Origin of the sequence: Sphingobium sp. (genome assembly GCF_048594625.1) — a bacterium.
Classification (GTDB): domain Bacteria; phylum Pseudomonadota; class Alphaproteobacteria; order Sphingomonadales; family Sphingomonadaceae; genus Sphingobium.
In genome coordinates this window covers 15,775-27,745 of record NZ_JBMDWL010000143.1, presented here as the reverse complement: position 1 = coordinate 27,745, position 11,971 = coordinate 15,775, and the positions used below count along the sequence as shown (strand labels likewise).

General features: G+C 63.5%; 12 protein-coding genes. 9 read left to right on the top strand and 3 right to left on the bottom strand.

All coding sequences use genetic code 11. The annotated features are described in order from the left end of the window. The 6 genes from ACOJSJ_RS18280 to ACOJSJ_RS18255 all read left to right on the top strand — a co-directional run. On the top strand, positions 1 to 570 hold a 570-nt coding region (locus tag ACOJSJ_RS18280), incomplete at its 5' end, for a sigma-70 family RNA polymerase sigma factor (RefSeq protein ID WP_420146380.1). A gap of 217 nt (positions 571 to 787) precedes the next feature. Continuing rightward, positions 788 to 1,468, top strand: a complete 681-nt coding sequence (locus ACOJSJ_RS18275) for a DUF6975 family protein (RefSeq protein ID WP_420146379.1) — start codon at positions 788 to 790, stop codon at positions 1,466 to 1,468. Between the two features lie 78 nt (positions 1,469 to 1,546). Further along, the gene (locus ACOJSJ_RS18270; RefSeq protein WP_420146378.1) at positions 1,547 to 2,392 is read left to right on the top strand and encodes an AAA family ATPase; all 846 of its coding nucleotides are present in this window, start codon (positions 1,547 to 1,549) and stop codon (positions 2,390 to 2,392) included. A 114-nt stretch (positions 2,393 to 2,506) separates the two neighbouring features. After that, on the top strand, positions 2,507 to 2,932 hold the full coding sequence (locus ACOJSJ_RS18265; protein ID WP_420146377.1) for a GFA family protein: 426 nt from the start codon (positions 2,507 to 2,509) through the stop codon (positions 2,930 to 2,932). 112 nt (positions 2,933 to 3,044) lie between these two features. Then, entirely contained in the window at positions 3,045 to 4,076 is a 1,032-nt protein-coding gene (locus ACOJSJ_RS18260) for a hypothetical protein (RefSeq protein WP_420146376.1), read from the top strand. A 42-nt stretch (positions 4,077 to 4,118) separates the two neighbouring features. After that, positions 4,119 to 4,976 carry a DUF817 domain-containing protein gene (locus tag ACOJSJ_RS18255; protein ID WP_420146375.1) on the top strand — a complete coding sequence of 286 codons (858 nt, stop codon included), beginning with the start codon at positions 4,119 to 4,121 and terminating at the stop codon, positions 4,974 to 4,976. Here ACOJSJ_RS18255 and ACOJSJ_RS18250 read toward each other — a convergent pair. Further along, complete coding sequence (locus ACOJSJ_RS18250) at positions 4,964 to 6,328, bottom strand: methyl-accepting chemotaxis protein (RefSeq protein ID WP_420146384.1); 1,365 nt, start codon at positions 6,326 to 6,328, stop codon at positions 4,964 to 4,966. The two genes, ACOJSJ_RS18255 and ACOJSJ_RS18250, sit on opposite strands and share 13 nt — an antisense overlap. Before the next feature lie 131 nt (positions 6,329 to 6,459). Here ACOJSJ_RS18250 and ACOJSJ_RS18245 point away from each other — a divergent pair, with 131 nt between their 5' ends. Further along, positions 6,460 to 7,635 (top strand): vWA domain-containing protein, encoded by a 1,176-nt coding sequence (locus ACOJSJ_RS18245; protein WP_420146383.1) that lies wholly within the window; start codon positions 6,460 to 6,462, stop codon positions 7,633 to 7,635. 244 nt (positions 7,636 to 7,879) lie between these two features. On the opposite strand, the gene ACOJSJ_RS18240 is transcribed toward ACOJSJ_RS18245, so the two are convergent. Continuing rightward, positions 7,880 to 8,965 (bottom strand): anhydro-N-acetylmuramic acid kinase, encoded by a 1,086-nt coding sequence (locus tag ACOJSJ_RS18240; RefSeq protein WP_420146374.1) that lies wholly within the window; start codon positions 8,963 to 8,965, stop codon positions 7,880 to 7,882. A gap of 55 nt (positions 8,966 to 9,020) precedes the next feature. Here ACOJSJ_RS18240 and tyrS point away from each other — a divergent pair, with 55 nt between their 5' ends. Further along, entirely contained in the window at positions 9,021 to 10,238 is a 1,218-nt protein-coding gene (gene tyrS / locus ACOJSJ_RS18235) for a tyrosine--tRNA ligase (RefSeq protein WP_420146373.1), read from the top strand. Between the two features lie 89 nt (positions 10,239 to 10,327). Beyond that, positions 10,328 to 10,684, top strand: coding sequence for a PilZ domain-containing protein (locus tag ACOJSJ_RS18230; RefSeq protein WP_420146372.1), 357 nt, complete (start codon positions 10,328 to 10,330; stop codon positions 10,682 to 10,684). Here ACOJSJ_RS18230 and ACOJSJ_RS18225 read toward each other — a convergent pair. Beyond that, complete coding sequence (locus tag ACOJSJ_RS18225) at positions 10,656 to 11,747, bottom strand: mechanosensitive ion channel family protein (protein ID WP_420146371.1); 1,092 nt, start codon at positions 11,745 to 11,747, stop codon at positions 10,656 to 10,658. The genes ACOJSJ_RS18230 and ACOJSJ_RS18225 overlap by 29 nt on opposite strands. Positions 11,748 to 11,971 lie beyond the last annotated feature (224 nt).

Below are 11,971 nucleotides of genomic sequence, written 5' to 3'. Positions count from 1 at the left end.
TACAAGTTCAGCACCTATGCCACCTGGTGGATCAGGCAGGCGATCACCCGTTCGATCGCGGATCAGGCGCGGACCATCCGCATCCCGGTCCACATGATCGAAACGATCAACAAGCTGGTCCGCACCAGCCGCCAGTTCCTGCATGAACAGGGTCGCGAACCGACGCCTGAGGAAATGGCCGAACGCCTTTCCATGCCGCTGGAAAAGGTGCGCAAGGTGATGAAGATCGCCAAGGAGCCGATCTCCCTCGAAACGCCGATCGGCGACGAGGAGGATTCGCATCTGGGCGACTTCATCGAAGACAAGAATGCGATCATCCCGGTGGACGCCGCCATTCAGGCGAACCTGAAGGAAACGGTGACCCGCGTTCTCGCCTCGCTCACCCCGCGCGAAGAACGTGTGCTGCGGATGCGTTTCGGCATCGGCATGAACACCGACCACACCCTTGAGGAAGTCGGCCAGCAGTTCAGCGTGACCCGCGAACGCATCCGTCAGATCGAAGCGAAGGCGCTGCGCAAGCTCAAGCACCCATCGCGCAGCCGCAAGATGCGCTCCTTCCTCGATCAGTAAGCTTCGGGTGATTCCCGTCGGGATCGATGATTTTCGGTCCCGACCGGTTAAATCTTAAAATTAATGTGGATCGGTAAACAGATATTAACCATCCTTGACGGAAAAGGGCGGCTTTCAGGGTCGCCCTTTCTGATTCCGTAAACCGGACGTTTACTCCAGCCGACTATGTCTGTGGCCACAGCCTGCGCATGCGGGGCATCACAGGGGTTTCAAGAGCATGAGCGAAGCGGCACCGCGATACCAATTTGGCGATATAGCGCGCATCCTGGAAGCGCTGGTCGCCGCCGACGGTACGGCCGCCCATCCCTATGCCAACCGCGCCGCCACCGGCGTATCGCGCGACGCGCTGCTGTCGCTGTCGGATCTGGCCGACGGCGCCTATTATCTCTGCATGCTCCATGGTCGCCATCCCGGCGTCATCGATCACGCCGCCACCCGTTCGGCCGATAATGCCGCGCGCCAGTGGCTGATCGAGGCGGGCGACGCCTTTGCCCGCGAACGCGCCTATCTGACACAGGTTACGGTCGCGGTTGGCCCCGCCCCCAGCACCGCGGGTCAGGCCGATTGCGAAACCGTCGTGGGGCAACAGCGGCACGCGCTCGACATGCTGGCCCAGTCCGACCGACGCGGCTGCGCCATGGGCGCGGCGATGGCGCTGGTGCTCGACTGGCGTGCCGTGCGCCATGTGCTGGATCAGGCGGCGTTGCGCGTGGGCCTTGAACCCCATGCCTGCGCCCTGCCGGAACGCAACGCCACGCTGGACGTCGCCCGCGCCATCGGCGGCGACGAAGGCATCGATCGCGCTATTCAGTTCGGCGCGCGCCAGCTTCTCAACCAGCATCGCGGCCTGTGGGATCTTCTCGCCGCGCGCGCCGACGTCCGCGCAAAGGCGGGCTGACCCTTTTCTTTTGCATTTGCGCCCACGCGCATCTTTGCCCTACCCCTGTTGCGATCAGTAACGATACGGGATGGACCGATGCGTTTTGAAGGCACACAGGATTATGTCGCCACCGACGATCTGAAGGTCGCCGTGAACGCCGCCGTGCTGCTGCGCCGCCCGCTGCTGGTGAAGGGGGAACCGGGCACCGGCAAGACCGTGCTGGCGCAGGAAATCGCGAAGGCGCTGGACGCGCCCCTCATCGAATGGAACGTCAAGTCCACGACGAAGGCGCATCAGGGCCTGTATGAATATGACGCCGTCGCCCGCCTGCGCGACGGTCAGCTGGGCGATCCACGCGTCCACGACATTGGCAATTACATCCGCAAGGGCAAGCTGTGGGAGGCATTTACGTCGCCCCGCCTGCCCGTGCTGCTGATCGATGAGATCGACAAGGCCGACATCGAATTTCCCAACGATCTGTTGCAGGAACTCGATGCCATGGCCTTCCATGTCTATGAAACGGGGGAAACGATCGCGGCGGCGGAACGTCCGGTGGTGGTCATCACCTCCAACAATGAAAAGGAACTGCCCGACGCCTTCCTGCGCCGCTGCTTCTTCCACTATATCAAATTCCCGGATCGCGACACGATGCAGGCGATCGTCGATGTTCATTTCCCCGGCATTCAGCGGGTTCTGGTCAACCGGGCGATGGACATATTCTACGAAATCCGCGACGTGCCGGGTCTCAAGAAAAAACCCAGCACATCGGAACTGCTCGATTGGCTCAAACTGCTGCTGAACGAGGATATGCCGCTCGACATCCTCCAGAACAGCGACCCTGCCAAGGCGATCCCGCCCCTCCACGGCGCTTTGCTCAAGAATGAGCAGGACGTGATGATGTTCGAACGCCTAGCCTTCATGGCCCGGCGACAGGGACGCTGACAATCTTCCCCGCCCCCCCGCTTGCGGGACGGGCAGCGACACTCAGGTCCGCAAAACGGGCCTTAGTCGCAGCGGGGTGGGCCATCCGCTTCCGCTTATGCACAGGAACCATCCATGCCCCACGCCGACACCCACCATGCAGGATGCCTCTGCGGCGCGGTCCGCATCGCGATCTCGGCGGAGCCGCTCGCCGCGCGCATGTGCTGGTGCCGCCTGTGCCAATATCTGGGCGGCGGATCGGGCACGGTGAATGTCTGCTTCCCCAGCGATCAGGTCAGGACAACGGGCGAAGTCCGCTGGCATGACAGCGTGGCCGACAGCGGCAACGCCATGAAGCGCGGCTTCTGCCCGACCTGCGGCACACCCCTGTTCAGCATGGCCGAATCGCGCCCGCACCTCACCTTCATCCGTGCAGGCGCGCTGGACGATCCCTCGCTGATCGGGCCTCAGGCGGTGATCTGGACCGGCGCCGCGCCGACATGGGCGTATCACGACCCGCAATTGCCCCATCATGCGGCACAAATCCCGCCTGTCGCCTGAATAAAAGGGCCAGAACCCGGCATTATGCCCTTGCGCCACCCGGTATAGTCTGTAGCCTCACTGTCATAGTTCAAGACCGCGCAAAGACGGCCTGTTCTGGAGAGTGATGACGATGCCGAAATGCGCTCAGAGTCTCATTGCCGCCATGATTTCCGCCGCCGCGCTGTGCGTCGCGGCGCCCGTGTTCGCGCAGGGCAGCGATGCCGAAGCCTGGACGCCGACCGACACCGCCATTCGCGCCACCGCCGCCGGCATCGCCATGCCCCAGACCGTCGCTGGCCTTTCGCTCGCCAAAAGCGGCGAAGCGTCCAACGGCGGCCGCGCCGTGGACAATTATGCGCAATATCTTTCGGAGGATGGCGCCATTCAGGCGACCCTCTACGTCTATCTTCCGACCTATGCCGACGCATCGCTGGCCGCCTATATGACGGACAAGGCCGTGATGGAAAGGTTTGGCGCCAAAACCCGCCGCACCGCCTATGCCAGCGCCCCTGCCGCTGGCCGGGCGGACAGCGCAATCCGCGCAGTCTATGACGATGCCGCCGACGGCGCGTTGACGACTGCGGCGGGCTTCGTCCATGCCGGGCGCTGGATCGTCAAGGTGCGCGTCACCGGCCCGACCGAACGCCGCGGCGAAGTGCTGAAGGGGCTGGACGGCATGCTCGCCAGCCTGTCGGTCGATGACCCCGCATCGCTGCACGCCGCCCGCCCCGCCAGTTTCGCCGCCTGCCCCGCCGCACCCACCGGCGATGCCACGCTGACCCCGGCCCAGCCGTCCGAAAAGCTGGTCCCACAGGACGTCCGCATTCCTCGCGATGGCCGGGATGCGCTGTGCGTGCGCGGCACCGTGAAAACGGCGGAGGGCAGCTACGACATGCTGCAACAGGCCGGGCGCACTGACGGCGCGATCATCGTGCCGGTCGACGACAGCGGCACCGTGCTCGCCTTCGACCCCGCCACCGATGCGCAGGGATATAAGCTGTCGATCCACATGGTGGGCCAGACGGATCTTTACGGCCGCTACGACCGCGTACCCAACCCGCATCAGATCGCGGCGATCATCGACGGCAAAGACCCGCAGACGGCGCAGGCCGCCGCCATCGCGACCTATGCCGCCAATGGCGACATCACCCTCAGCCGCTGATCCGGCCTTCCGTCCGATCGACAACGCCATTAAAGCATCGTCATGACCAAGGCTTCGGGCGCGACGCGCTTCGCCCGCGTCCGCTCCCGGCTGGAATCGATCCGCATCGCTCCCGGCCCGCAGGCATGGGCTTTCGAATTTCTGCTGTTCGGCTTCAAACAGGGCTGGGCCTGCCTGTTCGGCGGGCTGATGCTGGCGCTGTTGCTCGCGACGCATCTTTTCTACCCGCCGGGCGCGGCGCTGCACCGCTATGATTTCCTGACCATCGCGGCGCTTGGCATTCAGATCGCGATGCTAACCTTTCGCCTGGAAAGCTGGGGGGAGGCAAAAGTGATCTTCGCCTTTCACCTGATCGGCACGGTGATGGAATTGTTCAAGACGCAGGCCGGGTCATGGACCTATCCCGAAAACAGCCTGCTCCATATCGGCCCCGTCCCGCTCTTTTCAGGCTTCATGTATGCGGCGGTGGGCAGCTACATCGCGCGCATCTGGCGCATCTTCGACTTTCGCTTCACCCATTATCCGCCCGCATGGACGACCGTACTGCTGGCCGTCGCCATCTATGTGAATTTCTTCGCGCACCACTGGCTGCCCGACATGCGCATCGCCCTGTTCATCGCGGCGATCCTGCTGTTCGGGCGCTGCCGGATCATCTTCACGCCATGGCGTCAGGCGCGCCGGATGCCGCTGCTGCTCGGCTTTTTCCTGGTCGCGCTGTTCATCTGGTTTGCGGAAAATATCGCAACCTTCGCCAATGCCTGGACCTATCCCGATCAACGCCATGGCTGGCAGATGGTGGGCGTCGGAAAGCTAGGCAGCTGGTATCTGCTGATGATCATTTCCTTCGTGCTGGTCGCCATGCTCCATCGCACCGGCGGCCATCGGGATCAGATCAGGTAACCCAGTTCGTACAGCCCCCATCGCCGCCCGGCAAAGACCAACGGCACGAACACGCTGCGCAGCGCCCGGTAACGCCCCTCGCCCAGATCCTGCCGATAGGTATAGAGGAAGAAGTCGCCCTCCTCCTCCAATGCCCGCCGGGTTTGGCTGTCCATGAAAATCTGCCGGTTGCGGGCATGCTCCATGTTCCAGTCGATGTCGCCGACCTTCTGCGTCTGGCACCGCGCGCTGATATGCGTGGGCAGATACCCGTTCATGTCCAGCAGACAGCATCCGATGATCGATCCATCCGCCCCCGTATGCCGGTCCAGCACGGGGCGCAGCACGCTGTCGGCAAACGGGGTAAAGCCATTCAGATATTGCACCGGCGCCGATCCCGGAACCGGCCGGTAATCGGTATCGAACAGCTGCGACAGGCTGATCTGCCCGTCCCGCAATCCCCGTTCGATGAGGCCGCTCACTTCGTCCGCGCCATCCTCGGCCATCGCGATATAGCGGCTGTTGCGCGTCTTTTGCGGCCCATGCGCTGCCCGGTTCAGCATCGCATTGGCCATGCCCTCCAGCCCTTCCAGCTGGTCGCGGGCCATGTCCACCCGCCGCGCGCTGTCGCTGGCGGACCGGCTGAACGTCGCCAGCCCATGGCGCAGCGCGCCGACATCGCCATCGGCCGCATCGGTACAGGCGACGATCGTGTCCGACCGCTCGCCAAATTGCGTCACCAGCGACGCGATTTCCGCCATGCTCATGCGCAGCCGGTCGATATGCGTGCCGACTTCCCGCCCGCGCACGATATTGGCCTCCACCCCGCCGATCAGCCTGCGCGCATCGCGGTCCAGCTGGCTCAGCTTGTCGCCCACCGTCGCCGATGACTCCCCCGCCTGCCCCGCCAGCCGCCGGATCTCGTCGGCCACCACCGCAAAGCCCTGCGTCGCGGCGCCGCCCCGCGCGGCCTCGATCGCGGCGTTGACGCCCAGCAGGCGCGTCTGCCGCGCTATGCCGCTCAATTCCTCGCTGATGTCGCCCACCGCCTCGATCACGGTCAGGAACTGACGCAAATGGCTTTCCAGCCCGGTGACATGGTCGACCAGCCCCGCCACCTCGCCCAGCGACAGGCCGATCACATCATGCCCTTCGGCAATGATCCGCCCCGCCCGGCGCGCGGTCAGGCTCAATTCCTGCGCGGCGGCCACGCTTTCGCCCTGACTGGCAGCCAGTGTGTCCATATTCGCCTGCAAATCGGCCAGATGCGCCGAATCGCCCTGAATGCGCCTGTTCAATTCGCTCAGATAGCCAGCCGTTTCGCTGCACTGCAATGCAATGTCGCCCGATCTTTCCCCCAGATCGGCCAACAAATCCCCGTTTTCCAACTGCGCCCCACCATTTGGATTGTTACTGGATGATGACGCATTAACCATGCGCTGCAACACTTAATATTTGGAATATAATGGTTGCGGCGGATTTCCGGCTGGCCGAATATCGTCCCATGCTGCTCAACTTCCTCGACGCGCTGCGCGCCGCCGGCATTCCGGCCAGCATCAAGGAACATCTGTTGCTGCTGGAGGCGCTGGACCGCGACGTCATCGCCCGGCGGCCGGAGGATTTCTATTATCTCGCCCGCGCCACCTATGTGAAGGATGAAGGACTGCTCGACCGTTTCGATCGGGTCTTTGCCAGCGTGTTCAAAGGGGCGATGGGCGCGGACGACCTGCAAACCGACATTCCCGAAGAATGGCTTCGGTTGGTCGCGGAAAAATATCTCAGCCCGGAAGACATGGAAAAGATCAGGGCGCTGGGCGATTGGGACGCGATCATGGATGCGCTCAAACAGCGGCTGGAGGAACAGAAGGAACGGCATCAGGGCGGCAGTAAATGGATCGGCACCGGCGGGACGTCGCCCTTCGGCCATGGCGGTTATAATCCGGCCGGGGTCCGCATCGGCGGGGAAGGCCGTCACCAGCGCGCGATCAAGGTCTGGGAAAAGCGCGAATTTGCCAATCTCGACAATAGTCGGGAACTGGGCACCCGCAATATCAAGGTGGCGCTGCGCCGGCTGCGCCGCTTCGCGCGGGAAGGAGCGGCGGACGAACTGGACCTGGATGAAACCATTCGCGGCACCGCGCGGCAGGGCTGGCTCGACATCCGCATGCGCCCGGAACGGCATAATGCGGTGAAGCTGCTGCTTTTCCTCGATGTCGGCGGCTCCATGGATCCCTATATCCGCCTGTGCGAGGAACTGTTTTCCGCCGCGACCGGCGAATTCAAGAATCTGGAGTTCTTCTATTTTCACAACTGCCTGTATGAAGGGGTGTGGAAGGATAATCGCCGCCGCTTTGCCGAACGCATTCCGACATGGGACATACTCCATAAATATGGCCATGATTATAAGGTCATATTCGTCGGCGACGCGGCAATGAGTCCCTATGAAATCAGCCATCCGGGCGGGTCGGTCGAACATATGAACGATGAAGCGGGCGCCGTCTGGCTCGGCCGCGTGGCCCACACCTATCCCGTCTGCGTCTGGCTCAACCCGGCGGCGCAGGCGCATTGGGGCTACAGCCATTCGACGACGATGATCCGCGAACTGATGAACGACCGCATGTACCCGCTGACGATCAACGGGATCGACGCCGCCATGCGCGAACTCACCCGCAAACGCTGACCCCAAACACTCACCCGCAAACGCTGACCCCAAACACTGACCGATGTCCTATTCGGACCGGGCGGGCTATAATGGCCCCGCCCCTTTCCGATAGGATCAATGGCCCGCAACAAAATGTCGAAATCAGCGGGAAATGTGCGAAGTTAAAGCGTTACGAAGGCATTTGGAACAGAGGACGGCTCGCATAGTGCGGTCAGCGAAAAACGGCCTGAACATGACCCGATGCAGGTCGATCGGATCATGTTCAGGGGGTAAACAGGACCCCGCCCGTCATCGCTTCGGGCGCCCCGGTGGTCCCCGGAAAGCTGATCGGCAAAGCCTTCAGGTGCCGCACCGCCATATAGGCAAAGCCCTGCGCCTCCAGCGCATCGCCATCCCACCCCAGCGCATCGACGCTGGACACCGCGATCCCGGTCCGCGCCGCCAGCATCGCCATCAACGTGTCGTTATGCCGCCCGCCGCCCGCGACATGGATATGGACGGGGCGCTGCGGCAGATGCTCCACCGCCCGCGCCACCGACGCCGCGGTAAAGGCGCTCAGCGTCGCCGCGCCATCTTCCAGCGTCAGCCCCTGCACCGCCGCGATCGTGAACTGTTCGCGATCGATGCTCTTGGGCGGCGGCGCGGCGAACCATGGATCGGCCATCATCGCCGCCAGCCGCGCTTCATCCACCACGCCCCGCGCCCCGCAGGCGCCCCCGGCATCATAGGGCACGCCGCCCTCCATCTGCATCCAGTTGTCGATCAGGCCGCTCGCCATCCCGGTATCGAACGCGATCAGCGTCCCGTCCGCGCCGATGAAGGTGATGTTCGCCACCCCGCCCAGGTTCAGCACCGCCGCCGGTTTCGCCAGCCCGTCCGCCAGCGCCCGGTGATAGACCGGCAGCAACGGCGCGCCCTGCCCGCCCACCGCCACATCGGCGCTGCGCAGGTCGCCCACCACCGCAATCCCGAACGCCCCGGCCAATGCGGCGCCGTCGCCGATCTGCCACGTCCATCCCCGTTCTGGCCGGTGCGCGACGGTGTGCCCGTGAAACCCGATCACGCCCACATCCTGCGCCACATATCCGCTGCGCCCCAGCAGGTCGGCGACCGCCTGCACATGCAATTCGGTCAGTTCGCCTTCGACCGATGCGATCAGCGGTTCGAACCCCGGCCGCTCCATCGCCATCGCCCGGCTGCATGTTTCGGCCAGCCGCACGCGAAACCCATCGTCATAGGGCATGGCGTGGAACGCCACCGCCCGGCTCTGCCCTTCGCCGTCCGTTTCGATCAGGGCGGCGTCGATTCCATCGCGCGACGTGCCGGACATCAGGCCGATTGCTAACATGATCGAAAACTCCGCCTCTTTTACACTTCTTTCCGCAATGCTACAGGCGCGCCCCATGAGCAACTATCAGTCCGATCTCCTGCGCCTGCTCGAAGCGCGCGGCTACATCCACCAGTTGACCGATGCGGAGGGGCTGGACGCCCTCGCCGCCAGGCAGGTGGTGCCGGGCTATATCGGCTTCGACCCGACGGCGCCCTCGCTGCACGTCGGGCATCTCGTGTCGATCATGATGCTGCGCCAGCTTCAGAAGGCGGGGCACAAGCCCATCGTCCTGATGGGCGGCGGCACCGGCAAGATCGGCGACCCCAGTTTCAAGGACGAAGCGCGCAAGCTGCTGACGACCGATCTGATCGCGCAGAATGTCGCGAGCATCAAGCGCGTGTTCGAACGCTTCCTGACCTTTGGCGACGGCCCGACCGACGCGATCATGCTCGACAATGCCGAATGGCTCGACCGCCTCGAATATATCCCTTTCCTGCGCGACATCGGCCAGCATTTCTCGGTGAACCGGATGCTCAGCTTCGATTCGGTGAAGCTGCGCCTCGACCGCGAACAGTCGCTATCCTTCCTCGAATTCAACTACATGATCCTTCAGGCCTACGACTTCCTCGAACTGTCGCGTCGCAGCGCCTGTCGCCTGCAAATGGGCGGTTCCGACCAGTGGGGCAATATCGTCAACGGCGTCGAACTCGCCCGCCGCGTGGACAGCACGCAGGTATTCGGCCTCACCACGCCGCTGCTCACCAATGCCGACGGCACGAAAATGGGCAAGACGGTGGGCGGCGCCGTGTGGCTGAACGAAGATCAGCTGTCGCATTACGACTATTGGCAATTCTGGCGGAACACCGCTGACGCCGACGTCGCCAACCGTCTGCGCCTGTTCACCGATCTGCCGATGGACGAAGTGAACCGCCTCGCCGCGCTGGAAGGCGCGGAAATCAACGAAGCGAAAAAGATCCTCGCCAACGAAGCGACCGCGCTTTGCCGTGGTCTCGACGCTGCGCAGGGTTCGGCCGAAACCGCGCGCCGGACGTTCGAGGAAGGCGCATCGGACGCCAACCTGCCGACCGTCAGCATCGGCGCGGAAGCGCTGACCGTGGTGCAGGCCACCACCGGCCTTGGCTTTGCCACGTCCAACAAGGAAGTGCGCCGCAAACTGACCGAAGGCGCGATCAGGGTGAATGGCGAAGTCGTCACCGACCCCGCCGTCACGCTGCGACCGGGCGACAAGCTCAGCTTCGGCGCAAAGAAGCACGGCCTGATCGTCGCCTGACGACCTGCCGCATCGGGAAACGGCGTTACGCCGTCGTTAACGCCGTTTCCTAATCATGCGTCCATGTTGGAAGACCTAGATTCGGCACCATGTCGTCCTCGGTCTTCGAACAACTCGGCCATGTCATCGGCTCGCGCGACCCGTCGGTCGAACAGCGCCGGGTGCAGCGCGATCTCGTCGATCTCGCCACCCATGCCAAGGTTCGCGATGCGACATTGCCCCTCCGCGTGATCAACATCTCCGCGCTCGGCCTGATGTGCCGTACGAAGGAAACGCTGCTGGTGGGTGAGCATCTGACGGTCTGGCTTCCCATCATAAAGGATTATCCGGCCGAAATCCGCTGGTCGCAGGATGGCCGCGCCGGGATGGAGTTTCTGGAACCCATCACCCCCAAAATCTACGACGCGATGCTTTCGCTCATTCCGCCACGCCAGACAGCCTGGTAGGATCGATCCGGGCGAAACCATCGCCCGCCTCCACCCGCTGCCGCCCGCGCACCAGTGCTTCGGGCATGTCATTGCGCAGGAATGTCAGCATCGCTTCGCGCACCTCGCACCGCAGGTCGAACGCGATCCCCGCATTGCGCGCCGACAGCAGCCCGCGCAGTTCCAGCGCATCGGCGCGATGGTCGGTCACCTGCAATATCGCGACCCGCCCGTCCCAGCGGACATTGGCCTTCACCGCCTCGACAAAGCGCGCGCGGATACGCTCTATGTCCGTCGTCGGATCGACATAGAGGAACACCGTGCCCAGCAGGTCCGACGTCTTCGTGGTCCAGTTCTGGAACGGCTTTTCCAGAAAATAGGATACCGGCACCACCATCCGCCGGTCGTCCCATATGCGCACGATGACATAGGTCAGGCGGATTTCCTCGATCCGCCCCCATTCCCCTTCGATGATCACGACATCGTCCAGCCGGATCGGTTCGGAAAAGGCCATCTGCACGCCCGCGATCAGGTTCTTGAGCGCCGGTTGCGCCGCAGCACCCACCGCCAGCGCCGCCAGCCCCGCCGACGCCATCAGCGACACGCCGATCGTGCGCACGCCCGGAATGGCGATCAGCATCATGGCGATTACCAGGAATCCGACGATGCATTGGCATATGCGATACAGGATGCTGATCTTGGTCCGTTGCCGCCGGGCCTTCAGATTATCCTCGACACTGATGTCGGCCCGCGCCTCCAGCATGGCCTTGCCCGCGCGCATCACCCGGAAAATCAGCCATCCGACCAGCAGCGCGAACGCCATGCGCGCGCCGATGGACCACACATCCTCGATCCGTGGCCCCATCTCGATGGACTTCAGCCCCGCGCCCAGCGACAGCAATACGACCAGCCACCGCGTCGGCTGGAATATCGCGGGCAACAGCACCGGTTCCATCTTCGCGCGCTTCACCACGCGCAGGGCGACCCAATAAAGCGCCCAGTGAATGACGAAGGCGACGGCCACCGACAGCGCGATCGAAAGCGCGGCCATCGGCGTGATATGATTCAGGCTGATGTCGGACATGCCGGGGCAACGCCGCCAGATGCTTTTTTGTTTCGCAGGTGCAGCAAGGAATTAAGGCGCCGCGCCGGGTCGTACGATAATCGCGATCATTCGACCGCTGTCTTGAATGGGAAGCAGCTTTTCCCTACCCGTTATGCTGAACCTGCTTCATCATCCATCATGCCGCCGAAAGCATCGCTTAATTCGGGGAAATGGACCCTGAAACAAATTCAGGGTGACAGAGA